Source organism: Bradyrhizobium sp. AZCC 1693 (genome assembly GCF_036924745.1).
In the GTDB taxonomy this organism is placed as follows: Bacteria; Pseudomonadota; Alphaproteobacteria; order Rhizobiales; family Xanthobacteraceae; genus Bradyrhizobium.
On the sequence record NZ_JAZHSD010000001.1, the window covers coordinates 7,404,795 to 7,427,508 of the forward strand.

Consider the following 22,714-nt stretch of genomic DNA (forward strand, 5'->3'; position numbering starts at 1 on the left):
CCGCTGCCGTGGTTGGCTGGCGAAAATGCCCCTCCCGAGAATCAGTGCGGCGGGGGCGATCCGGACTCTGGGCCATGCCGCTTCATCTCGAACGGATAGAATGGATGCCATCGCCACCGCTGGCTCCTGGCGACGGGCCGATCGATTTCGACCATCTGCAACGCATGACGCTCGGCGATGCCGCGATCGAGCAGGAGGTGTTGACGATGTTCTTGGCCCAATCGGCAACACTCGTGTACACGCTCGCCGCCATACCTGCGGATGCCAGCGCGCTGGCGCACACGCTCAAGGGGTCGGCTCGCGCGATCGGCGCTTTTGCCGTCGCCAGTGCCGCGGCCCGGCTGGAGGCGGCCATCGCCAGAGGCTTCGATCCGTCCGCTGCACTCGCCGAGCTTGGCGAGGCGGTTGCTGAGGCGCGGGCAGCCATCGAGGCGGTTCTGCGCCGTCCCTGAGCTAAAAGCGGGCCGTATCGGCCAAAATCCCGGTGAAGTCCGGCCTTAAGGTTTTCGTCCCGACCGCTGGCGCTGTGCGGATCGACCCGTTATACGACTGCCGGGACCTTCCTTACCTATTCCGGCAGCACGAGCGATCATGGCCAAAATCCACTTTGTCGACCATACCGGCGAAAAACGAACCATTGAAGTCGAGAACGGCGCGACCGTGATGGAAGCCGCGATCCGCAACGCCATTCCAGGCATCGAAGCCGAATGCGGCGGCGCCTGCGCCTGCGCGACCTGCCATGTCTATGTCGAAGAGCCGTGGCGCGAGAAGGTCGGCGCTCCGACGCCGATGGAAGAGGACATGCTGGATTTCGGTTTCGACGTGCGGCCGAACTCGCGCCTGTCGTGCCAGATCAAGGTGAGCGACGACCTCGACGGCCTCGTGGTGTCGACGCCGGAACGGCAGGCCTGAGGTCCCGAAAGCATTCAGCGCGATCCTGCCTTGGCGTGCCGGCAGGCTGCAACAGCATCGCGTCCACACGGGCCGACGATCAGCGCCGCCAACATCGCCGCGCCTATCATGCCGGCTTTGCCCCGCGACAAATCCAGCGCTGAAAATTCGCCAGGATTTCCGGCGTCAACGGCGTCGGCTTGCGCGTGGCTTCGTCGAGCAGCACCGAAACCGATTGCGCTGAAGCTACGCATTTGCCTTCGGAGAACACCACCTGATCGAAGGTGACGGAAGTCCGGCCGAACTTGACGACGCCAAGTCCCATTTCGATCGTGCCGGGCCAGCGCAACTCGGCGCGGAAATGGATGTCGAGGCGGACCATGATCCAGGTGACCCCGTCCGGCATCAGCCCGTAGCTGCGGTCCTTCATGAGCGTGACGCGGCCGGTTTCGAAATAGGTGGCGTAAACCGCGTTGTTGACGTGCTGGTTGGGATCGAGGTCGGCAAACCTGACATTGTCCGACAAGCGATAGGGAAAATCCTCCAGGCGCGGGGTCGCGTCGGGACGCAAGGGGGCGTTCACGGGGCCATCTCCGAAAATCTCGTTCCCTTACAGCCCACTTGTCGAATGGCGGCAAGGGGTTGCCGCGGCCGGGAACGCGATATTATGGCTTTCCTGTTGGCCCCGCCTTGGCTAGACAGATGCGGCCTTCTCGCCAGGTTCAACCGAAAAGAAGCTGATATGAGCGAAGCGATCAAAACCGATGTGCTGATTATTGGCGCGGGTCCGTGCGGCCTGTTCGCGGTCTTCGAACTGGGCCTGTTGGACATGAAGACGCATCTGGTCGACATCCTCGACAAGATCGGCGGCCAGTGCGCCGAACTCTATCCGGAAAAGCCGATCTACGACATTCCCGGCATTCCCTTCGTCACCGGCCAGGGCCTGACGGACGCGCTGCTCGAGCAGATCAAGCCGTTTCATCCGACCTTCCATCTCAACGAAATGGTGGAGACGATCGAGAAGATCGATAACCCCGGCTTTCGGGTGACGACCGATGCCGGCCAGGTGTTCGAATGCAAGGTGGTGGTGATTTCGGCGGGCGGCGGCTCGTTCCAGCCGAAGCGTCCGCCGGTGCCGGGTATCGAGGCCTATGAAGGAACTTCGGTATTCTACGCCGTGCGCAAGATGGAGCAGTTCCGCGACAAGAACATCGTGATCGTCGGCGGCGGCGATTCCGCGCTCGACTGGACGCTCAATCTGCATCCGATCGCCAAACGCGTGACGCTTCTGCACCGGCGCGACGATTTCCGCGCCGCGCCCCACAGCGTCGAGCAGATGCGCGCGCTGGTGGCCGGCGGAAAAATGGATCTGAAGATCGGTCAGGTCACCTCGCTGGAGGGCGAGAGCGGCAAGCTTTCCGCGGCCGTGATGAAGGGCAACGACAACGCGATCTCGAAGATCGAGTGCGATACGATGTTGCCGTTCTTCGGACTGACAATGAAACTCGGCCCGGTGGCGAACTGGGGCGTCGCGCTCGAGAACAATCTGGTGCCGGTCGACACCGCGGCGTTCGAGACCAATGTTCCCGGCATCTTCGCGATCGGCGACATCAACACCTATCCCGGCAAGCTCAAGTTGATCCTGTCCGGATTCCACGAAGGTGCGTTGATGGCGCAAAAGGCGCACCGCTACGTGTATCCGGACAAGCGGCTGGTGTTCCAGTACACCACCTCGTCATCGAGCCTGCAGAAGAAGCTCGGCGTCAACTGATTCGCGAAAAGCGCAGTCGGGCTCGCGGAGCCTTGTCGGGAGCGACGATCCTCACTGGAACCGTCCGCGAAATGGCCTTAGTCTGCGCCCATTCATTTAGTGGATTGATCAGGTGATGACGATGCGCAAGCTGGCCGGATTTCAACTGATACTCCCGATCGTGATCGGGCTCACGTTTGCCGGTGAACTCGCCGCGCAGCCGGCGGAACTTTCTGCGGCCGGGCTGTGGCAAAAAGTCGAGAAGGGCAAGCCGGTCGGATGGTTCCTGGTGGTCGATCGCAACGGCTTTTTTGAAGGCGTGTTCGCCAAGCTTTTTCTCGAGCCGGGTGATCCTCCCAATCCGGTCTGTTCGAAATGCACCGACGATCGGAAGGATGCGCCGTGGCTCGGGCTCGCCTTCATCCGCGACATGAAGCGCGACGGATTGAAATACGAGAACGGCAACGTGCTCGATCCGCGCGACGGCAAGATCTACAAGGCCAAGATGACGCTGAGCCCCGATGGCCAGACGCTGACGATGCGCGGCTATCTCGGCATTTCGCTGCTGGGCAAGGATGAGGTCTGGACCCGTCTGCCGGACACGGAGTTGGCGCAGGTCGATCCCGCCATTATCGCAAAATATCTGCCGGCGCAGGCCGCAGCGATGAAGCCGCCGGCCGGTCCGGCAAAGGCCCCCGCGGCGCACAAGAAGACCACTGCGCCAGCACCCGTTCCTGCACCTGCGCGCTAGGGAAGGGTCGGAGTCCAAGGCCCAGATACAAAATCGCGAAAACAACCCCATGCAAAGTAGAATGGGCTTCGGGCTCGTAACACTTGCGCCGCTTGCGTCCGGGCACGAGATGGTCCGTCGTCACGGCCCAGCTTGATCCTGCGCTAGTTCAATCCGGTTCTGCCCGGTGGCCGCGGCGCATCCGGTATTGGCTGCACCGGCTGTGACGTGACTTCAGGCATCGCCGCATCGAGCTGCAGCACGGCGGCGGCGGCTGGCGCGGCGGCATCGGCCATCGCGGCATGCCCTTCGGCGCTCGGATGTACCGCGCCGCCATAAACCGCCGACAAGACGCCCCAGGTCGCATCATGGATGTCGGACGGCTGCTGCGATGCCGGCAGGCCTTGCGGGTAGGTCATCGCCGCGAAGTAGCTGTCATTGGCATCGCGGATCCAGCGCGCGCGGGGCAGATAAGCGCGGTACTCGCCGGCGCTGCGGCCGCACAGCATCGGCTGGTTGGCGGCCGTGACGATATCGGGATCGAAGCTGTCGCCGGTCGCCGAGAAGCACTGCCGGTCGAATTCGGGATCGCTCTCGGCGCGCGCGCAGAAGCCGTGGCTGGCAAAGCTGGTCTGATGGCCATCGACGAAGGTCATGCGGTCGGCGCCCGGATTGCGGCACAGGATGCCGCCCTCGCAGAGCGCGAGCGCCCTCAACTGCGGCAGGAATTCGCTTTCGACGAAGTTCGAAACGGCGGCCAGCCGCTGCGGCTGCGCGTTGAAGGAGGGATGAATGTCGAAGCCGCCGCGTCCGCCGGGGCAGGGCGCGCCGCCATTCGCCAGTGTCGGATTGGCGTAGGAGGTGTAGACCACCCGCGACAGGTCGCCGCCGACCAGCGGCTTCAACGCCTCGCGCAGTTTTGCAAATCCCTGCGGCAGGTCGCGTGTCATCGCCGAGCGTGCGTCGTCCACCGAAGCCATCACGCCGCTGCGCCGAAACAGGGCACGTTCGGTCGCGGTGTCCACGATCACGTCGGCGACGAGGCCGGAGAAATAGATGTCATTGGCGCCGACCGACAGCAGCACCAGGTCGAGCTTGCGATCCGGCTGGCGGCGTTTCGCGGCGGTGAGGGCGTCGCGCAGCTCAATCAGTTGTCCGTTGACGGTGCCCTGGCACGCACCACTACCTGATTTCGACGGCAGGCAGTCGCGGGCGCGTTGCGAGCCGAGCAGCCCGTCGGCAATGGTGGCGCCGGTGCAGGCCAGCGGCAGATAGGTCACCGCGATGTGCGGATATCGCACGGCGAGCGCCAGTGCGGTGCGGGTCTGATAGCTGTAGAGCGACCGGTGGCAGGCAGGATTGAACCAGAGCGCGCTCTGGCGCTGCCAGACCGACAGAAAGTCCGGCGCCTCGCAGGCGCGTCCGCCTTTGTAGCCCGCGCGGCTCGGACGGTAATATTGCGCGGCTGCCGTTCCGAGATAGGAGCGGAAGCAAAAGCCTTCGTCGGACAGCGCAACCGGCCGGTCCGGATTTCCCTCGCCGGAAGCGACACTGTCGCCGAGGCCGGCGATGAAGATGTCGCGCACCGCGATCTCGGTGAAAACGCGCTGACTGCCATCCGAGCTGGACACGTCGGCGGTCACCACCGTGGTGCGGCCGTAGCGGACCCGGAGATTGACCGGTTCGGCGCAGTCGAAGGTGGAAGTTTGCGGGCCGTCGCCATCGTCGACCGTCCAGGCGCAGGTGGCGCCGACCGGCACCGGGCCGGTCAGGCGGATCACGACCGGATGATCGATCGGGGTGAGATAGCTTTCCTTGACGTTGTCGCGGGTGCAGGGCTCGCTGACGCGGCCGGCCAGGTCGATGCAGAGCCGGTTCACCGTGTTGCGCGCCCAGCCGCGGCCGTCGCTCTGGATCGCCAGCACCTGCTCTGTGGCCAGCACGCTGCGGCCGCGTGCGGCTTCGGCGTGCAGCAGGAAATCCCGCTCCTCGCGGAACAGGCGGAAGCGGTTGCGCACCTCCCAGGAGATCTGCAGCGGCCCATAGCCGCCGGCGGTCTGGGCTTGCGCAGCGGATGTGGATATGCCGGCCAGCGCGCCGGCAACCAGCGCGACCGACAGCATTGAACGTAGCAGGATTCCAGCCATGGCGTCGTTTGACGTTAGCGGTAAGGCAGAAATAAGAGAATGAGGCAGCTCCGCGTCAAAAGACCAGACGGCGCAGATAACGACGCCGTTACCAGCCTCAGGATTGCCGGCCCTTGATCGGTGGCCGCACCCGGGCCTTGGCCGTACAGGCTTCGCCGAGCCGACGCCGTCCCAGCCAGGGTTGCACCACGCTGAGCCAGAGTTCGCGTGTACCCATGATCCAAATCGAGATGCCGAACGGGATCATGAAGTAGAGGATACGGAACACCACCAGCGTCGCCAGCAATTGCTCCTTGCTGAACTGCGGCAGCGCCACCAGCATCGCGGCGTCGAACACGCCGATGCTGCCGGGCGCATGACTGGCAAAGCCGAGCAGCGTCGCCAGGATGAACACCACCGCCAGCGAAACGAAATCGATATGCGGCTCGGTCGGCATCAACAGATACATCGCCAGCGCGCAGAAGCCGAGATCGACCACGCCGATCAGAACCTGCAGCAGCGTCAGCCGCGCTGACGGCAACACCACCTTCCAGCCGTTCTGCCCGAGCTCGCGGCGGGCCTCGCCCGTCAACAGCCAGACGAAATAGGCGGCGATGCCGGCAAGGCAGCCGATCGCGATCAGCCGGTTCATCGCCGGCGGCAGCAGGTCCATCGTCGATGCCGCCTCGGGATGCCAGGCCATGCCGCAGCCGAGCACGAACAGATTGCCGAGCCAGAAAGTGAGGCCCGAGAGGAAGCAGATTTTTGCGACGTCGATCGCGGTCAGGCCGTAATCGGAATAGATCCGGAACCTGATCGCGCCGCCGGTAAAGACGGTGGCGCCGATGTTGTGGCCGATGGTGTAGCTGGTGAAGCTCGACATCGCGGCGATGCGATAGGGAACGTGCGTCTTGCCAATGGTTCGCAATGCGAAGAAATCATAGAAGGTCAGCGTGCAAAACGCGCCCACCACGCACAGCGCGGCCAACGCGATCCGATGTGGGGCGATGTCGGTAAGCGCAGTCAGAATAACCCCGGTGTCGACCCCCTTGAGGGTGTGAACCAGATGGCTAATCGCAAGACCGATGATGAGAAGACTCGCAGCGATCCCTAGCCGTTTCCAGCCGATCTTCTTCTTGAAGCCACGCCCGAGCGCGGTCAGCAGCCGATGCATTCATCCTCCCGGCGGGGCGGCAATAACTAAAGGTGGGCCTGTCACGACGGGTGACAGTCGACGGTCAGAGGCACCGTGCGCGCAACCCATAAGCCAAAACCGGGCCGTTGTGCAGCCCTTGACAAGCCTGCCTTTTGGCCACGTTGGCCGTTGTCATACGTCCTACATATGTCCCCGCGTTAACGATTTTGAGTCGCAACGAGGTCCGTTCTGCGGGCTCTTTTTGCTGCATCGTGCCGTCCGTTCCATCGCGGCGTTTTCGAGGCCATCAGGAACATCCCTTTCGCGAGCCGGTTAGCTCCGATCAGCATCGAACATGAAGCGTAGGTCCGGCCTGGAAAAGGCCCGCGCGTGCATGTTCCAATGAAGGAGGATCGCGATGGGACTGTTCACCAAAGACATCAAGACCATGAACGACCTGTTCGTGCATCAATTGCAGGACATCTATTACGCCGAGAAACAACTCGTGAAGGCCCTGCCGAAGATGGCGGAAAAAGCGACCGACAAACAGCTTAAACAGGGCTTTTTGACCCATCTTGGCGAAACCAGGACGCATGTGCAGCGCCTCGAGGAGGTGTTCCGCATGCACGGGACCGAGGTGAAGGCGGTCGATTGCCCGGCGATCGACGGCATCATCGAGGAAGCCGACGACGTCGCGGGCGAGATCGCCGACAAGGCGGTGCTGGACGCAGCCCTGATCAACGCCGCGCAGGCCGCCGAGCACTATGAGATTACCCGCTACGGCAGCCTGATTGCGTGGGCGCGGCAGCTTGGACGCAATGATTGCGCCAGCATCCTCCAGCAGACGCTGGATGAGGAAAAGAAAACTGACACCAAGCTGACCTCGCTGGCGGAAGGCAAGGTCAACCTGCGGGCCGCAAGCTGATCTCGTCGTCCAGTTGAGGCAAAACGCCGCGCCGGGAGCAATTCTCGCGCGGCGCTTTCGCGAGCGGAGACCGGCACCGCAACCATACTTCGATCATTAGCGAAACGTTTGATTGAAACGGACGCATTTGCGCCGCGTTGGCCCTCAAAGCATCAGGTGAGCCATGCGGAGCGCTTCTCTCAATTTCGAGCCGGTTCCGAAGATCGATATTTCCGCGAGCCCGCAAGCCGGGCCGGGGCCTTCCGGGCTTGCCGCCTCGCTGACGCTCGCGGGGATGAGTCTCGGCTACGGCGTCGTTCAGCTTGATCTCACCATCGTCAACACCGCGCTTAACGCCATCGGATCGTCGCTCGGCGGCGGGGTTTCCAAACTGCAATGGGTGGTGAGTGCCTACACGATCGCCTTTGCGGCTTTCATTCTGACGGCGGGTGCGCTCGGCGATCGAATCGGCGCCAAGCGGATATTCATGGCGGGCTTTGCCATCTTCACGGCAGCCTCTGTCGCCTGCGCGCTGGCGCCCAATGCCGCTTTTCTGATCTCGGCACGCTGTGTTCAAGGATTGGCCGCGGCCATTTTGGTGCCGAACTCGCTGGCGCTGCTCAGCCATGCCTATCCCGACGAAAAGGCCCGCGGTCGTGCGGTCGGTATCTGGGCTGCTGGCGCGAGCCTTGCGCTGACGGCCGGTCCGTTCGTCGGCGGCGGCCTGATCATGCTGGTCGGCTGGCGCTCGATCTTCCTGGTCAATTTGCCGATCGGCCTGGTCGGCCTTTGGCTGGCCTGGCGCTTTGCCGGCGAGACGACGCGATCGCCCGGTCGCGAGATCGACCTGCCCGGTCAGATCGCCGCGATCGCTGCGCTCGGTTTTCTCGCCGGCGCGATCATCGAGGGCGGTTCGCTCGGTTGGCACAATCCGTTCGTGATCGCGGGCTTCGCAGCCTTTGCGATATCGGCGGCGCTGTTCCTGTGGCGGGAGGCGCACGCCCCGCAACCGATGTTGCCGCTTTCGCTGTTTCGGCATCGGATGTTCGCATTGACGTCGCTGATCGGCCTGCTCGTCAATGTCGCGATCTACGGCTTGATCTTCGTGCTCAGCCTGTATTTCCAGCAGGTCAATGGATTGTCGCCGTTTGCGACCGGGCTCGCCTTTGTGCCGATGATGGGCGCGGTCTTGCCGGTGAACCTGATTGCGCCCCGCATCGCCGAGCGCATCGGCGCGCCTGCCACGATAGCGGCCGGCGCGGTGCTCTCCGCGGTTGGATGCCTTGCGGCACTCGGCGTCGATGCCAACACAAGTTACTGGGCAATCTGCATGCAATTGATCGCGATGAGCACCGGCCTCGGATTGCTGGTGCCGCCGCTGACATCGACCTTGCTCGGAAGCGTGGAGAAGTCACGTTCGGGTATCGCCGCAGGCGTGCTCAATGCGACCCGGCAAACCGGCAGCGTGCTGGGCGTCGCCTTGTTCGGTTCGTTGGTCGGCCAGTCCAGTGCTTTCATGACGGGGCTGCATGCGTCACTGACCATTTCGGCCGGCGTGCTGCTCGCAGCCGCCGCGGCAATCTGGTGGGGGTCGTCGATCGACATGGCCGGTCACGAGCAATGATGAACCGGTTGTAATTTGTGCTAACGTCGCGCGGCGTTTAAGCTGACGGAACAGCAACCGTGCGTTGCCGCCAGGGGGAGCTCCGCAATGCCCACCGCGCCGATCGATCGCCGTGATTTCCTGCGCCATGGGGCCTTGATCGGCACTGCGGTGCCGATCGCCGGACTTGTGCTGCAAGCGCGCGCAGAGCCGGCCGCGCTGGTCGCGCGCCGGGTCTTTTTCGACAATCCCGATTGCACCAATGTGCGGGTGAGTCCCGACGGTCAGAACGCCGCCTATATCGCGCCGCTCAACGGCGTGAACAATCTGTGGGTGGCGCCACTGAACGATCCGGCCGCGGCGCGGCCCGTGACCCGTGTGACCGATCGCAACATCGGAAGCTATTACCGCTGGGCGTATACCAGTCGTCACCTGGTATTCTTCAGGGAACGCGACGGCGACGAGAACTGGCGCGCTGCGAGCGTCAATATCACGAACGGGGCGGTCGTTCCGCTGACGCCGGAGCAGGGCGTGAAGTCGTTCCTGCAGGAGATCGATCGCAAATTTCCGGACGAGATGCTGATCCGGCACAATGCACGCGACAAGAGCCGCTTCGATCTGTTCCGGATCAACATCGTGACCGGCGCCAGCGAACTGAAGTTCGAGAACACCGAATATGCCGACCTGTTCACGGACAGCGACTTTCAATTGCGGATGGCGACGCGCCTCGCCCCCGACGGCACCGCTGAAATTTTCGAGCGCAAGCCGGATGGCACATGGACGCCATTCATCCAGGTGCCGATCGGCGATATCGATACCTTCAGACTCATCGATATGGGCGCCGACGGCAACACGCTCTACTTTCTTGACTCACGTGAACGCGACAGGGCTGCGTTGTTTTCCATGGATATGACGACGCGCGAGACAAGATTGCTCGCCGCCGATGACGAAGCCGATATCGTGGAGGCCACGCTCGACGAGCAGCGCCGCCCGGTCGCCGCCCGGGCGAACCGGGACCGCTCCCGCTGGTACGCTGTTAACCCCATCGCCAAACAGGATCTTGCGGATCTCGCCCGGCACGGATCCGGCGACGTTTACTTTCTCAGCGACAGCGCCGACCGGCGGAAGGCAAGCGTGTTCTTCGAGCGCGACAGCGAGAGCGGCGAATTTGCACTGCTCGACCGTGAGCGGCGCGAGGTGCGCAAAATGCTGGTCCAGCGCAAGGCGCTGGCCGACGTACCGCTGCGCAAAATGCAGCCGGTGATCATTCCCTCCCGCGACGGCTTGCGTCTCAACGGCTATTTGACATTACCTGCACCGGAAGCCGGCGGCGGCCGGATGCCGCTCGTGCTGGTGATCCACGGCGGTCCCTATTTGCGTGACGTCTGGGGCTTCAATTCGACCCACCAATGGCTCGCCAACCGCGGCTATGCGGTGTTGAGCGTCAACTATCGAGGCTCGACTGGTTTCGGCAAGGCGTTCATCAAGGCCGCCGACCGCGAATGGGGCGGGCGGATGCATGACGACCTGATCGACGCGGTCGATTGGGCGGTGGCGCAGGGCATTGCCGATCCGAAACGGGTCGGCTTCTTCGGTGCGAGCTATGGCGGTTATTCCGCCTTGATGGCGGCGACCAAGACGCCGGAAGTGTTCGCCTGCATCGTCGATGTCTTCGGAATTTCCAATCTCATCACCTTCATGGCGACCATTCCGCCCTATTGGGGACCGTGGTTCAGCATCTGGAAAAACCGCCTCGGCGATCCCGCCACCGAGGCCGGGCGCGCCTTTCTTGCCGAGCGCTCGCCGATTAACCATCTCGATCGTGCGACCAAGCCCATTCTGATCGCACAAGGGATGCGGGACGTCAGGGTGGTGGCCGCGGAATCCGAGCAGATGGTGGCCGCGCTCAAGCAACGCGGCGTGCCCGTCACTTACATCACGTTTCCCGACGAGGGACATGGATTCGTGCGGCCGGAGAACCGGCTCGCCTTCTACGGGGTGACCGAGGCGTTCCTCGCCAAACATCTCGGCGGCCGCTCGCAGCCGATCGGAAACGATTTCGCCGGCTCCTCGCTCAAGGTCGAGACCGGCGGCGAGCTGGTTCCCGGCATTTCCGGATAGCGCAACAAGACGCCGGCAAAGCGTTTGTTCACCATCCGCGCAACTGATCTGGGGTGGTTACCCCAAATACACCAATGGAACCGCAGTTACAGGCCACTGAGAGGTCTGTAATGTACCAAGTCCTGAATTGCCTCGTCACTGAGCATGACTGGCGACTGGTTGTGCTGGCAGGCGCCATTTGCTCGTTCGCCAGCGCGGTCGCCATCAGCCTGTTTCATCGCGCTAGGGCCTCGCATGGCCGAACGCGCGCGACCTGGGTTTGCCTCGACGCGGCTGTCGGCGGCTGCGGAATCTGGGCTACCCATTTCGTCGCGATGCTGGCTTACGATCCCGGCGCGGGCGCCGGATACAGCATCCCCGTCACGCTTTTGTCCCTGCTTTTCGCGGTATGCATTGTCGCCATCGGCCTCTGCGTTGCACTGTCCAGTGCGCGCCTGCCGGTCGTTGCGATCGGCGGTGCGATCGTTGGCGGCGGTGTCGCGGCGATGCACTATACCGGCATGGCGGCGCTTGAGCTTCCGGCCTACATTGTCTGGGCACCCGGTACCGTTTTGGCCTCGATCGTTTTCGGAAGCGTATTCGCGGCCCTTGCAATGCTCGTCGCCGTGCGCCGCGACGATTCTGCTCATACCCTGGCCGCGGCCGGCCTGCTCACAGTCGCGATCGTTTCACATCATTTCACGGCGATGGGCGCCGTCACGCTCGTTCCCGATCCGACGCTCGGCTCCGACTCGCTGACGGTTTCTCCGGCCGCGCTTTCGTTTCTGACTTCTGTCGGCGCCTTTGCCATTCTCGGAATATCGATGCTGGCGGCCATGTTCGATCGCCGCGCAAAGGGCGAACTCCATGACCAAAAGATCCTGCTCGATTCAGCAATCACAAATATGTCGCAGGGACTTTGCATGTTCGATGCGGACGGCCGCATCCTCTTGTTCAACCAGCGCTACGTCGAACTGATGGACAGGTCTGGCATGCCGCTTCAGGGCCGCCTGCTGATTGACGTCCTGCGCGAGGTGAAAGCGGTCGGCGAATGGGACGGCGATCCCGATGAGTTCTTCAATGCGGTAGTGGCGGACGCCAAAGCCGGCCGGACCGTGACCAAGACAATGGGCCGCAACGGACGTTCGCTCCGCGTGGTCGATCAGCCCATGAAGGGCGGCGGATGGGTCGCTACCTTCGAAGACATCACCGAATGGCAGGCGGCCCAGGAACAGATCTCGCATATGGCGCGCCATGATGCGCTGACCAATCTGCCAAACCGGACGCTGTTCCGCGAACAGCTCGAAAAGGCCTTGCGGCTCGTCAGGCGCAGCGATCAGCTTGGGGTGCTGTGTCTCGACCTCGATCACTTCAAGGACATCAACGATTCGCTTGGCCATCCGGTCGGCGACGCGCTGCTCAAGGAGGTCGCACGGCGTCTCGGCGAATGCGTGACAGAGCACGACACGGTGGCGCGGCTCGGCGGCGACGAATTCGCGATCGTGCAGTTCTGCAGCGATTGCGAGCCGTCCGCCGTCGCCATGCTCGCCAGCCACGTGGTCGAGCAGGTTTCCGCGCCCTACGAGATCGCCGGTCACCAGCTGGTCATCGGCGTCAGCATCGGCATTTCGCTGGCGCCCGAGGACGGCAAGAACCCCGACGAACTGCTGAAGAAGGCCGATCTTGCGCTCTATCGCGCCAAGGAGGACGGCCGCGGCACTTACCGGTTCTTCGAGGCCGGAATGGACGCGCGTGCGCAGGCGCGGCGGCTGCTGGAACTCGATTTGCGTGCGGCGCTCAAGCGCGGGGAGTTCGAGGTCTATTACCAGCCGATCCGCGACGTTGCCAAAGACGTGGTGGTTGCCTTCGAAGCCCTGGTGCGCTGGAATCATTCGCTGCGCGGCCTGATCTCTCCGGTCAATTTCATTCCGCTGGCCGAAGAAACCGGCCTGATCGTGCCGCTCGGCGATTGGGTGTTGCGTCAGGCCTGCATGGACGCGGCCGGCTGGTCGCAGAATGTCGGCGTCGCCGTCAATCTTTCGCCGGTGCAGTTCAAGAATCCGAGCCTGGTATCGGCCGTGAAGGAGGCGCTGAGGGCCTCCGGCCTTCCGGCGCACCGGCTCGAACTGGAGATAACGGAATCGGTGCTGCTGCAGAACAGCGAAGCAACGCTGGCGGTTCTGCACGAGCTTCGCGGCTTTGGCGTCAGGATCTCGCTCGACGACTTCGGAACGGGATATTCGTCGCTGAGCTACCTGCGCAGCTTCCCGTTCGACAAGATCAAGATCGACCGCTCATTCGTGAGCGAACTGGCGACGCGTGACGATTCGATGGCGATCGTCCGGGCGGTGACCGGCCTCGGCAAGAGCCTTGGCATCGTCACCACGGCTGAAGGTGTCGAGACCGATGCGCAATTCGATCTGTTGCGCCAGGAGGGGTGCACGCAGGCGCAAGGCTATCTGTTCAGCCGCCCGCGTCCCGCCGCCGACGTGGAGAACATGCTGACACAGCCGCGGCAGCGCCTGACCGCCTAGAGCATTGTCGGTTCTGGGGGCGGGCCGTCGCTCGAAAACGCTATTCGCTCAGGCCTTGCGCAACGCGAAATGCGCGCCGCAGAACGCCATTGCCGCACCGAGGCATAAGGCCGCAAGGCCCGCCAGCACGCCCGATATGGTCGGGACCGGGCTCGGCGCCGAGGCGGCCTGTCCGGCGCCGGCGAGGATCAACACGCCGACCACGATCAGGAACTGGCGCATCCGCTGTGGGATTTGGCCTGAGGCCGCACTGTGCATCAGATTGGCGGTGAAATAGCCGCCGGAGAAGCCGACGGTCGCGATCAGCCACCATGCGATCGCCGCGCCGGCCGGCATGAATTCGCTGGTATCGGACCGCCACAGGCCGCCGAGATCGAGCCTGTAACGTGCGCCCAGCATGTGGACGGCCAGCGCCAGCAGCACTCCGGAAACTATCGCGCCGGCCAGAATCAGGCGGCGCGGAAAATAAGTCGTCTCGGCCATGGCCCGCTTGTAAGGTAAAGCCGGCTCGCCGCGCAAGCAGGCGGCCTCAAACGATACGGGATATTTTGAATTGCCGACATCACTGCCGAACCGGGCGACGGAAGGCGAGGGGGCGCGCACGATCAGCTACGCCTACAAGGCGTCGCTGATTTCGTCGGCGTATCAATTCGAACTGACGGATTCCGGATTGTCGTGGCAGATGGGCCGCCGGTCCGGCGTGTGGCCCTATGCCGACATCGCTTCGATCCGCCTGTCGTACCGACCGATGTCGATGCAATCCCGTCGCTTTCGCGCCGACATTGAAAGGGCCGGTGGCGAACGGATCGCCGTCCTTTCGACGACCTGGCAGACCATCTCGTTGATGACGCCGCAGGACCAGGACTATCGCACCTTCATCACCGAACTGCACCGAAGGATGAAGGCGGCGGGCAGCACGGCTTCCCTGATTGGCGGCATCGGGACGGTGACCTATGCCATGGCGGTTGCGATGCTGGTGTTGCTGGCAATCGCGATGATCGGACTTCTCGTCCGGGCGCTTGCGACTTCCGAATTCACCGGCGCGTTGTTTCTGGTCGGTATCGCGGTCTGGTTTGCCTGGACCATCGGCGGCTTCATCAAGCGCAATCGTCCGCGCAGATACTCGTTCGACGACCTTCCCGAGACGCTGCTGCCGTAGCCTGATTCGCAATCAAGCGACACGAAATGTGATTTCGCGATGCGCCGTCGGGCGCGGCACTCTGTGCGCCGTTCCTGACAATAGGCGAGTTGCCGTGACAACCCCAACGATGCGATCGCCGACGGAAGCCGAGATTGAAGCAATCAATGCGCGGCATCTGATCGAGACGCCGTTGCGGCCGGCCGATCTCCTGTTCGTGTTCGGCACGCGCGAGGATGTCGACGAGCGCGTCGATGAAGCCTGCAGGCTGTGGTGCGCGGGATATTTTCGCTGGGCGGTCGTGAGCGGCGGCGCGACGCCGGGATCCGATCTGTCGGAATGCGAGATCATCGCCGGCGCAATGGCCGCGCGCGGTGTTCCTGCCGACATCATCCTGAGAGAGGATCGCGCAATGAACACCGGCGAGAACGTGATCTTCTCGCTGCCGATCATCGAAGCAGCGCTCGGGCTCGCCAACATCCGCAGCGTGATCTGTCTCGGCAATACCTGGACGGCGCGCCGCTATCCGATGACGCTGCACCGGCACTGGCCGGAAGTGGAGAAGATGCTGGTCATGGTCGACAGCTTCAAGACGCCGCGGGCGCTTTGGCACACCGACGCCGAATTCTCGCGTCGCATGCTCAATGAATGGGACAAGATCGAGCCGTACAAGGCGAAGGGCTTTATCGCGGAGTGGCCGGCGTGCGAAATGCGCGACCGGTAGCGCTATTCAGTCGTATCGACGTCTTCTTTCGCCGTCAGCATTCCCGAGAGCGTGCGCAGCGCCAGATCGAGCTGTTCGGTGCTGGGGGCGCCGAGCGCCAGGCGGACGGCGTTGGGGGCATGGCCGGGAATCACGGCGAAGGTGGTCGAAGGGGTCAGCGCGATGTCGCGCCGGGCCGCGGCCGCGACGAATGTCTGCGAGCGCCAATGCTGGGGCAAAGTGAGCCAGAGATGGTAGGATTTGACGTTGGCCTGGATTTCGAAGCCGGCGAGATATCTGGCCGCCATCTGCTGCCGCCGTGCCGCGTCGATCCGTTTCAGGCGTGACAGCTCGGCCACCGTGCCATCAGCCATCAGCCGTTGTCCGGCGGCAAAGGCAAATCCGGAAGCCGTCCATCCGCCCGAGCGAACCGCGGCCATGATGCGCTCGCGCAGGCGCGGCGGCGAAACGATGAAGCCGAGCGCAAGGCCGGGCGCCACCTTCTTCGACAGGCTGTCGAGCGTGATGCAGCTATCGGGTGCGAGCGCGGCCATCGGCGTTTCCTCGTCGAGAAAGCCATAGACGGTGTCCTCAATGACGGTGAGGCCGAGCTTTTCGACGACGCGAAGCAGGTCGGCCCGGCGCGCCGGCGGCATGGTCATGCCGAGCGGATTTTGTATCGTCGGCTGAACGTACAGCGCCGACAGATGCGCTTCGCGGTGCGCCTTCGCCACCGCGTCCGGGCGAACGCCGTGCTCATCCATCGCAAGCGGCACCAGCGTGACGCCGAGCCTGGCGGCGATGTCCTTGATGAAGGGATAGGTCAGCGCCTCGACGCCGCAACGGCCGCCGCTCGGCACCATCGCCGCCAGCGCCGCGGCAATGCATTGCCTGCCGTTCGCGGTGAAGACGAGTTGATCGGCGGCCGGGGTCCAGTCCTCGCGGGAGAGAAACTCGGCGGAAATGGTCCGGGCCGCCTGTGTGCCCGTCGTGGTCGAGTGCCGTAGCGCGAGATCGAGCACCTCGGGGCGCTCCAGCCCGGCAAGGCTTCTTGCGATCATCACCGATTGCGTCGGCAGGATCGGATAGTTCACTTCCAGATCGATGCGCGCGCCGCGCGGCTCAGTCGGCATGGCGACACCGCGCCGCGTCTCGCCCGAAACGAACGTGCCGCGTCCGACTTCGCCGACCACGAGGCCGCGGCGCAACAGCTCGGTGTAGACGCGGCTCGCGGTGGAGACGGCGATCTTGCGCTCATAGGCAAAGCTGCGCTGCGGCGGCAGGCGGTCGCCCGGCTTGAGCGCGCCATTGGCGATCTCGGCGGCGACGGTATCGGCAAGCTTCAGGTACTCGAACTTTGACATTATTGCACCGAGAGCAATGTTTTTCTTGCACCGAGAAGTGTATCGGATCATTTTGGAACCATCAAGCCAGAGATTGCACTGAGAGGGGTGCAAACAATCAGTCCATTAAGGTGCAGGCGCTCTCGCAAGCGTTTGCGCCGGCGGCAGCGGCTTGCCGCGTGAAAGCAAGGAGAAGTGCGATGACCACGATCTATTCGACGGCAGGCCAACCTGCGCCCCGGAGTTCGGTGAGCGGATTTTTCCGCCTGCTCGGAAGCTGGGTAAACGGCATCGTCACCTACTTTGCGCGCCGCCAGGCCATCCAGACGCTGAGCGAACTGGACGATCGCGCGCTCCGCGATATCGGCATCGAGCGCAGCCGGATTGAATCGGCCGTGCGCGGCACAGTCGATCCGGACTTCGGGCGCATCATGTGAGTGTCCGGCGTCGCGACTCAGCGGCGCCGTTACGTCTCAGTGCCGCACCACCAGCACCGAGCATCTGGCGTAGCGCACGACGTGCCCGGCGTTGGAGCCGAGGAAGTAGGTCCGCATCGCCGGCCGGTGCGAGGTCATCACGATCAGGTCGGCCTTCATCGCCGCCGCCTCCTCGAGAATCTCGTGATAGATGCCGCCCTGCCGCACTGCGATAGAAATGCGTGAAGCCTCAATGCCGGATTCCTTCGCCACGATGGAGAGCGCTTCTTCCGAGGTCGCGCGCTGCTGGGCGTCGAAATCGGCCGGTACATATTCCGCCAGCATCACCGGCGTCATCGGTAGCACGTTGAGCAGGCGCACCGAGCCGTTCCAGGTCTGCGACAGCGTCGCGGCGGTCGCGATCGCAGGCTTGGCCAGATCGGTATCGGCGAGGTCGATCGGCACGAGAATCGACTTGAACATCTGCGCCTCCTGGCTTGAGCCGGTTCGGTCCTGACTTATCAGGATCGGGCTCTAGCCTTTTGTTTTGACGTGTTTTCTTTTACGCGAACTTGTTCTCAATTCGCTCGAAATCTGCGTCGTGGGGGAGCTTAGCATGGCGGGGCGGGGATGTCCGCCAGCCTCAATCGTCCAGCGCCTGCTTCAGCAATTTCGGGCTGGTGAAGCGCACGAGTTTGCCGCGGCGGAATGCCACTTCGCTCCAGTCGTCGATCGCAAAATCCAGGATGGCCAGGCCAGCGGTTGGCAGATTGTCTTCGAGTGATTTCTTCGCCGCCGCGTCGCCGCTGCCGGCGAGCATCAGCGCCAGCTCATGCACGCCGGGATTGTGCCCGATCAGCATCAAGCGCGCGGGATCGATGACCTCGGCCATACGGATGATCCGCAGGAGCTGCGCGGGCTCGGCACCGTAAATCTCGTCGAGCAGTTCGACCTGTGGCTGCGGAAGCCGTTCCCGCACCGCATCCTTCATCGCATCGCGCGCGATCTCCCAGGTCTGGCGTGCCCGCACCGCGGTCGAAACCAGAACGGCGTCGGGAAAGGGTGGATGCCGGCCGATCCAGGTTCCGATGGCGGCGGCATCCAGCCGGCCGCGCTCGTCGAGACGGCGATCCTGGTCATGGCCCGAAGGCGCGTCGTGTTCGGTCTTGGCGTGACGCAGCAGCATCAAACGGCGCATGGGCGCGATCTCGATTCGGTCTTAGTCTCGACTAATCTACAGGCTCATGTCCCGGACAAGGTGACAAGCGCTGCAGCGGTCCGTAAGAAACGCCATGCCCGAGACTTTCACAAGTGCGGCCAACGGCCCCGACGACGACGCGCCTTTTCGCTCGCGTCTGTCATTCGACCTGGATGTTGACATTTGCGTGGTCGGAGCCGGACTTGCCGGCCTCACGGTGGCGTTGGAGGCCGCGCGCCTCGGCGCCAGCGTGGCCGTGCTCGAGGGCCGGCATGTCGGCTGGAACGCGTCCGGCCATCAACTCGGCACGGTCATGCCGGGCTACAGTCTTCCGATCGGCGACCTGATCGAGCGCGTCGGCCTGGAAGACGCGCGCGAGCTGTGGGCGATGTCGAAGGCGGGCGCCGATTATGTTCGCGCCGCCGCCACCGAAGAAGCGATGCCGGGAATTACGCTGACCGAGGGCGCGCTGGAGGTCTCCAATGTCGACGCCGGCGAAACGCTGATCAGCCGGCTGCAGACGCTGAGCGAGGATTTCGAGACCGAGGTCGAGGGATGGCAGGTCGATCGCGTTCGCGATCAGCTCGGGACCGCGCGCTATTTCCACGGCATCTATTATCCGCGCGCGTTCCAGATCGACGGCCGCAAATATATCCATGGCCTGGCCGCGCAGGCGAGGCGGGCGGGCGCGCGCATCTTCGAGGATACGCCCGTCGTCAGCATCGATCCGTCGGGAATTCGCAAGCGCATCGTGACGCCGTCGGCACGGCTGCGCGCCTCGCACATCGTGCTGGCCGGCAACGTTCACCTCGGCGCCCCGTTGCGCCGTCTGTCGGAGACGCTGCTGCCGGTCTGGCGCTATGCGGCGGTAACGGAGCCGCTCGGCGGGCGGCTGGGCGAGGTGATCGCCTTCAAGGGGTCGGTGGCCGACAGTGACGGCATCGACCATTTCCGGATCGTCGACGGCGACCGGCTGATGTGGGCGAGCCCGGAAACCACCTGGGAGGCGCGGCCGCGCCGCTTTGGACCCGTCATCCAGCGCCGTATTGCCACTATCTTCCCCCAACTCGGCAAGGTGCCGATATCAGACGTGTTCGGTGGCGCGGTCGGCGTGACCGTGCACGGCATGCCGCAGATCGGCCAGCTGCGCAAAGGATTGTGGGTTGCGAGCGGCTTCGGCCGCCATGGGCTGAACACGTCGGCGATGGCGGGGCAGGTGATTGCGCGCAGCATCCTGTGGGGCGAGGAACGCTGGAAACTGTTCTCGCCGTTCGAACTGGTGTGGGCGGGCGGCGCCACCGGCCGCGCCGCCGGCCATCTGATCGGCTTGTGGGGGCGGGGCCATTCCGCCGCGGCCGGCGCGCTGGCCCGTTACCGCGAAGGCGCCCGCGCCCGGGAACGCGTGCGCGAGGCGCGGTTGGCGGAGGCCAACCGGCAGGCCGGAACCAGGCCGCCGCGGCATCCGCCGGCTGGGCCGCGTCCGGTGCGCCCGCAGCCTCCGCAGCCGGCAGGAGCGCAGGACGGCCGGATATTGCCCGCTCCCTCGCAGGAAAGTGAGAAAATCCGGGACGGATCCGTGTAACGTCGGCGCCCGTGGGCCGTACTTGATGGCGAACCGTTACGCCCGCCTCGCACGGAGATTTCCATGATCGACCGCCGTATCCTGCTCGCATCCCTGGCCGGCCTGTTTGGCCTCGCCGCATTCCGCTGGCTGCGCACCACGCCGGCGCAAGCCGCCGAGAAATTCGAGGTGGAAAAGACCGACGCCGAATGGCGCGCACAGCTCACGCCGCAGCAGTATGAAATCCTGCGCAAGCACGGCACCGAGCGGCCGGGTTCGAGCCCGCTCCTGAAAGAAAAACGCAAGGGTGTCTTTGCCTGCGCCGGTTGCGATCTGCCGCTGTTCTCCTCGGACACCAAATATGAGAGCGGCACCGGCTGGCCGAGCTTCTGGCAGCCGCTCGAGAATGCCCTTGGCGAAACCAAGGACACGACGTTCGGGATGACGCGCACGGAAGTCCACTGCCGCCGCTGCGGTGGACATATGGGTCACGTCTTCGACGACGGGCCGAAACCGACCGGATTGCGCTATTGCATCGACGGGTTTGGGCTAGTGTTTCATCCGGCAGGGCCACAGGCTTCATAGCGGCTTGCGCTCGGCAATTGTTGCCCGCCCGGCAAATGTGCCCCGGTCTTCGGACCGGGGCTTTTTTATTAAGCCTTTGATTTCTATTGAGTTTATAGTTTGGCACAACGCTTGCGACATGTTCTCCCGACGCGGCCTCGGTTTCCCTGGAACGGCGAGCCGCCCGGATCGAATTTGGAGAACATGTCATGGGTATCTTCGGCGCACTCACCACCGCGGTCGGCGGCCTTCGCGCCAACTCCTACGCGCTGGAAAACGTCTCGGGTAACATCGCCAACTCGCAGACCACGGCGTTCAAGCGCGTCGACACCTCCTTCCTCGATCTGATTCCGCAGACCTCAGCGACCGCGCAACTCGCGGGCGGCGTCACCACGCAATCGCGCTCCACCAACTCGGTGCAGGGCGACGTGCAGACGGCCTCGGTTGCGACCTTCATGGCGATCAACGGCAACGGCTTTTTTGCGGTGCAGAAGCCCGGCAACTTCACCGACGGCACGCCGGTGTTCGATGGCGTCGACCGCTATACCCGCCGCGGTGACTTCCAGCTCGACAAGAGCGGCTATCTGGTCAACGGCGCCGGCTATTACCTGCAGGGCGTGCCGATCGACCCGACCACAGGCAACCCTTCCGGCAGTTCGCCGCAGGTCCTCCGATTCCAGAACGACTTTTTGCCGGCGCAGCAAACCACCAGGATCGACTACCGCGCCAACCTCGCCAGCTATCCGCTGACCACCAAGCATGACGTTTCCGTGCCCGGATCGGAATTGATCGTGCCCGGATCGTACAGCGCCGGACATAATCCGCTGGCGCTCGGCACGCCTGCGGCGCCCTATACCGACTCCACCAGGAGCGGCACCACGCAGAACAACAAAGCGACGCCATCGGTGGCGAACACAGCCGCGACCCTGCTCAACGGCGCCGCCGGTACCGACTCGATCTCTTCCAATTTCATCGCGGGCGACACCATTACGGTCAACGGCCAAACCATCACCTTCATGGCGTCAGGCGCCGCCGGCAACAACCAGATCAACATCACAGACAACATCGGAACCTTGCTGGGCAAGATCGACGCGCTCCAGGGAACGTCAGTCGCGTCCACGATCGCCTCCGGCTCGATCACGCTGCACTCCGGCACCGCCAACAACCTCACGATCTCAAGTTCGAACAACGCAGCTTGGGCTGCCCTCGGCTTTACCGGCACCGTGACGGCGACGCGCGGCGGCGGCGGCGGCGTCGGCACCGGTCAGGTCGTCGGCAACGACAACTCGACGTTCCTCGCCGAGTCGATAGCGGGTGGTGCGGTCACGACCTACGACGTCTCGGGCGCTCCGGTGAACCTGCAGTTCCGCTGGGCCAAGGTCGACAGCGCCTCGCTTGGTGCGGGTCACACCGACACCTGGAACCTGTTCTACCAGGTCAATCCCAACGCAACCGGCACCCAGGTCGCGTGGCAGAACGTCAACACCAACTTCACTTTCTCGGCCTCCGGCCAGATGACGCCGGCGGTACCGAACATCGAGCTCACCAATGCCGTCGTCAACGGCGTCTCGTTGGGCAGTCCCGTCATCAACTTCGGCACCGGCGGTGTCACCCAGTTCGCGGACGCCAACGGCAACGTGCAGGTCAACCAGATCCAGCAGGACGGCTTCCCGGCCGGCCAGTTGCAGTCCGTCGGCGTCGGCACCAACGGCCGAATCGTCGGCAACTATTCCAACGGCCGCAACCTCGACCTCGCCGAAATCTCGGTCGCGACCTTCAACGGCACCAACTTCCTCAAGCGCGTCAATGGCGGCGCGTTCGAAGTCACCGACGCATCCGGACAGGCGCTGTTCGGCAAGGCCGGAACCATCGTCGGCTCGTCGCTGGAAGGATCCAACACCGATATCGCCGACGAGTTCACCAAGCTGATCGTCACCCAGCAGGCTTACTCGGCCAACACCAAGGTGATCACCACTTCCAACACGATGGTGCAGGACCTCCTGAACGTGCTGCGCTGA

At 63.8% G+C, this 22,714-nt stretch carries 21 protein-coding genes; 14 read left to right on the forward strand and 7 right to left on the reverse strand.

Annotated features, from left to right (window positions below):
• The first annotated feature begins 74 nt into the window (after positions 1-74).
• Both V1293_RS35055 and V1293_RS35060 read left to right on the forward strand, forming a co-directional pair.
• Entirely contained in the window at positions 75-452 is a 378-nt protein-coding gene (locus V1293_RS35055; protein WP_334516267.1) for an Hpt domain-containing protein, read from the forward strand.
• A gap of 139 nt (positions 453-591) precedes the next feature.
• The gene (locus tag V1293_RS35060; RefSeq protein WP_247516240.1) at positions 592-912 is read left to right on the forward strand and encodes a 2Fe-2S iron-sulfur cluster-binding protein; all 321 of its coding nucleotides are present in this window, start codon (positions 592-594) and stop codon (positions 910-912) included.
• Between the two features lie 106 nt (positions 913-1,018).
• On the opposite strand, the gene V1293_RS35065 is transcribed toward V1293_RS35060, so the two are convergent.
• Positions 1,019-1,474, reverse strand: a complete 456-nt coding sequence (locus V1293_RS35065; RefSeq protein WP_334516269.1) for an acyl-CoA thioesterase — start codon at positions 1,472-1,474, stop codon at positions 1,019-1,021.
• A 159-nt stretch (positions 1,475-1,633) separates the two neighbouring features.
• Between V1293_RS35065 and V1293_RS35070 the strand changes: the two genes are divergently transcribed.
• Complete coding sequence (locus V1293_RS35070) at positions 1,634-2,662, forward strand: NAD(P)/FAD-dependent oxidoreductase (RefSeq protein ID WP_334516271.1); 1,029 nt, start codon at positions 1,634-1,636, stop codon at positions 2,660-2,662.
• A 121-nt stretch (positions 2,663-2,783) separates the two neighbouring features.
• The gene (locus V1293_RS35075; protein ID WP_334516273.1) at positions 2,784-3,392 is read left to right on the forward strand and encodes a DUF2147 domain-containing protein; all 609 of its coding nucleotides are present in this window, start codon (positions 2,784-2,786) and stop codon (positions 3,390-3,392) included.
• A 143-nt stretch (positions 3,393-3,535) separates the two neighbouring features.
• Here the strand turns inward: V1293_RS35075 and V1293_RS35080 are convergent, their stop codons facing one another.
• Both V1293_RS35080 and V1293_RS35085 read right to left on the reverse strand, forming a co-directional pair.
• Entirely contained in the window at positions 3,536-5,518 is a 1,983-nt protein-coding gene (locus V1293_RS35080) for a hypothetical protein (RefSeq protein ID WP_334516275.1), read from the reverse strand.
• 97 nt (positions 5,519-5,615) lie between these two features.
• Positions 5,616-6,671, reverse strand: a complete 1,056-nt coding sequence (locus tag V1293_RS35085) for a lysylphosphatidylglycerol synthase transmembrane domain-containing protein (protein WP_334516277.1) — start codon at positions 6,669-6,671, stop codon at positions 5,616-5,618.
• Positions 6,672-7,050: 379 nt separating this feature from the next.
• Here V1293_RS35085 and V1293_RS35090 point away from each other — a divergent pair, with 379 nt between their 5' ends.
• The 4 genes from V1293_RS35090 to V1293_RS35105 all read left to right on the forward strand — a co-directional run bounded on the left by V1293_RS35090 (position 7,051) and on the right by V1293_RS35105 (position 13,773).
• Positions 7,051-7,557, forward strand: coding sequence for a YciE/YciF ferroxidase family protein (locus V1293_RS35090; protein ID WP_334516279.1), 507 nt, complete (start codon positions 7,051-7,053; stop codon positions 7,555-7,557).
• Between the two features lie 163 nt (positions 7,558-7,720).
• Positions 7,721-9,160: an MFS transporter gene (locus V1293_RS35095; RefSeq protein WP_334516281.1), complete on the forward strand. Its 1,440-nt coding sequence runs from the start codon at positions 7,721-7,723 to the stop codon at positions 9,158-9,160.
• 87 nt (positions 9,161-9,247) lie between these two features.
• Positions 9,248-11,260 carry a S9 family peptidase gene (locus V1293_RS35100; RefSeq protein WP_334516283.1) on the forward strand — a complete coding sequence of 671 codons (2,013 nt, stop codon included), beginning with the start codon at positions 9,248-9,250 and terminating at the stop codon, positions 11,258-11,260.
• Between the two features lie 110 nt (positions 11,261-11,370).
• A complete protein-coding gene (locus V1293_RS35105) occupies positions 11,371-13,773 on the forward strand; it encodes an EAL domain-containing protein (RefSeq protein WP_334516285.1) in 2,403 nt (800 codons plus the stop codon).
• Positions 13,774-13,821: 48 nt separating this feature from the next.
• Here the strand turns inward: V1293_RS35105 and V1293_RS35110 are convergent, their stop codons facing one another.
• Positions 13,822-14,256 carry a hypothetical protein gene (locus tag V1293_RS35110; RefSeq protein ID WP_334516287.1) on the reverse strand — a complete coding sequence of 145 codons (435 nt, stop codon included), beginning with the start codon at positions 14,254-14,256 and terminating at the stop codon, positions 13,822-13,824.
• A 70-nt stretch (positions 14,257-14,326) separates the two neighbouring features.
• Here V1293_RS35110 and V1293_RS35115 point away from each other — a divergent pair, with 70 nt between their 5' ends.
• Both V1293_RS35115 and V1293_RS35120 read left to right on the forward strand, forming a co-directional pair.
• Positions 14,327-14,932 carry a hypothetical protein gene (locus V1293_RS35115; RefSeq protein ID WP_334516289.1) on the forward strand — a complete coding sequence of 202 codons (606 nt, stop codon included), beginning with the start codon at positions 14,327-14,329 and terminating at the stop codon, positions 14,930-14,932.
• Between the two features lie 109 nt (positions 14,933-15,041).
• A complete protein-coding gene (locus tag V1293_RS35120) occupies positions 15,042-15,635 on the forward strand; it encodes a YdcF family protein (RefSeq protein WP_334517049.1) in 594 nt (197 codons plus the stop codon).
• Between the two features lie 2 nt (positions 15,636-15,637).
• On the opposite strand, the gene V1293_RS35125 is transcribed toward V1293_RS35120, so the two are convergent.
• On the reverse strand, positions 15,638-16,978 hold the full coding sequence (locus tag V1293_RS35125) for an aminotransferase-like domain-containing protein (RefSeq protein ID WP_334516291.1): 1,341 nt from the start codon (positions 16,976-16,978) through the stop codon (positions 15,638-15,640).
• A gap of 179 nt (positions 16,979-17,157) precedes the next feature.
• On the opposite strand from V1293_RS35125, the gene V1293_RS35130 reads away from it, so the two are divergent.
• A complete protein-coding gene (locus V1293_RS35130; RefSeq protein WP_334516293.1) occupies positions 17,158-17,394 on the forward strand; it encodes a DUF1127 domain-containing protein in 237 nt (78 codons plus the stop codon).
• A gap of 36 nt (positions 17,395-17,430) precedes the next feature.
• On the opposite strand, the gene V1293_RS35135 is transcribed toward V1293_RS35130, so the two are convergent.
• A complete protein-coding gene (locus V1293_RS35135) occupies positions 17,431-17,856 on the reverse strand; it encodes a universal stress protein (protein WP_334516294.1) in 426 nt (141 codons plus the stop codon).
• Positions 17,857-18,016: 160 nt separating this feature from the next.
• Positions 18,017-18,571: a SixA phosphatase family protein gene (locus V1293_RS35140; protein ID WP_334516296.1), complete on the reverse strand. Its 555-nt coding sequence runs from the start codon at positions 18,569-18,571 to the stop codon at positions 18,017-18,019.
• Between the two features lie 94 nt (positions 18,572-18,665).
• Between V1293_RS35140 and V1293_RS35145 the strand changes: the two genes are divergently transcribed.
• The 3 genes from V1293_RS35145 (at position 18,666) to V1293_RS35155 (ending at position 22,714) form a co-directional block, all read left to right on the forward strand.
• The gene (locus V1293_RS35145) at positions 18,666-20,153 is read left to right on the forward strand and encodes an NAD(P)/FAD-dependent oxidoreductase (protein WP_334516298.1); all 1,488 of its coding nucleotides are present in this window, start codon (positions 18,666-18,668) and stop codon (positions 20,151-20,153) included.
• 63 nt (positions 20,154-20,216) lie between these two features.
• Positions 20,217-20,717, forward strand: coding sequence for a peptide-methionine (R)-S-oxide reductase MsrB (gene msrB, locus V1293_RS35150; RefSeq protein ID WP_334516300.1), 501 nt, complete (start codon positions 20,217-20,219; stop codon positions 20,715-20,717).
• A 188-nt stretch (positions 20,718-20,905) separates the two neighbouring features.
• Positions 20,906-22,714: a flagellar hook-basal body complex protein gene (locus tag V1293_RS35155; protein WP_334516302.1), complete on the forward strand. Its 1,809-nt coding sequence runs from the start codon at positions 20,906-20,908 to the stop codon at positions 22,712-22,714.

Excerpts from the sequence above, each read along its gene's own strand:
- V1293_RS35055 (WP_334516267.1), top strand. The coding sequence starts at position 75 with ATGCCGCTTCATCTCGAACGGATAGAATGGATGCCATCGCCACCGCTG.
- V1293_RS35060 (WP_247516240.1), top strand. The coding sequence starts at position 592 with ATGGCCAAAATCCACTTTGTCGACCATACCGGCGAAAAACGAACCATT.
- V1293_RS35070 (WP_334516271.1), top strand. The coding sequence starts at position 1,634 with ATGAGCGAAGCGATCAAAACCGATGTGCTGATTATTGGCGCGGGTCCG.
- V1293_RS35075 (WP_334516273.1), top strand. The coding sequence starts at position 2,784 with ATGCGCAAGCTGGCCGGATTTCAACTGATACTCCCGATCGTGATCGGG.
- V1293_RS35080 (WP_334516275.1), bottom strand. The coding sequence starts at position 5,518 with ATGGCTGGAATCCTGCTACGTTCAATGCTGTCGGTCGCGCTGGTTGCC.
- V1293_RS35085 (WP_334516277.1), bottom strand. The coding sequence starts at position 6,671 with ATGCATCGGCTGCTGACCGCGCTCGGGCGTGGCTTCAAGAAGAAGATC.
- V1293_RS35090 (WP_334516279.1), top strand. The coding sequence starts at position 7,051 with ATGGGACTGTTCACCAAAGACATCAAGACCATGAACGACCTGTTCGTG.
- V1293_RS35095 (WP_334516281.1), top strand. The coding sequence starts at position 7,721 with ATGCGGAGCGCTTCTCTCAATTTCGAGCCGGTTCCGAAGATCGATATT.
- V1293_RS35100 (WP_334516283.1), top strand. The coding sequence starts at position 9,248 with ATGCCCACCGCGCCGATCGATCGCCGTGATTTCCTGCGCCATGGGGCC.
- V1293_RS35105 (WP_334516285.1), top strand. The coding sequence starts at position 11,371 with ATGTACCAAGTCCTGAATTGCCTCGTCACTGAGCATGACTGGCGACTG.
- V1293_RS35110 (WP_334516287.1), bottom strand. The coding sequence starts at position 14,256 with ATGGCCGAGACGACTTATTTTCCGCGCCGCCTGATTCTGGCCGGCGCG.
- V1293_RS35120 (WP_334517049.1), top strand. The coding sequence starts at position 15,042 with ATGCGATCGCCGACGGAAGCCGAGATTGAAGCAATCAATGCGCGGCAT.
- V1293_RS35125 (WP_334516291.1), bottom strand. The coding sequence starts at position 16,978 with ATGTCAAAGTTCGAGTACCTGAAGCTTGCCGATACCGTCGCCGCCGAG.
- V1293_RS35130 (WP_334516293.1), top strand. The coding sequence starts at position 17,158 with ATGACCACGATCTATTCGACGGCAGGCCAACCTGCGCCCCGGAGTTCG.
- V1293_RS35135 (WP_334516294.1), bottom strand. The coding sequence starts at position 17,856 with ATGTTCAAGTCGATTCTCGTGCCGATCGACCTCGCCGATACCGATCTG.
- V1293_RS35140 (WP_334516296.1), bottom strand. The coding sequence starts at position 18,571 with ATGCGCCGTTTGATGCTGCTGCGTCACGCCAAGACCGAACACGACGCG.
- V1293_RS35145 (WP_334516298.1), top strand. The coding sequence starts at position 18,666 with ATGCCCGAGACTTTCACAAGTGCGGCCAACGGCCCCGACGACGACGCG.
- msrB (WP_334516300.1), top strand. The coding sequence starts at position 20,217 with ATGATCGACCGCCGTATCCTGCTCGCATCCCTGGCCGGCCTGTTTGGC.
- V1293_RS35155 (WP_334516302.1), top strand. The coding sequence starts at position 20,906 with ATGGGTATCTTCGGCGCACTCACCACCGCGGTCGGCGGCCTTCGCGCC.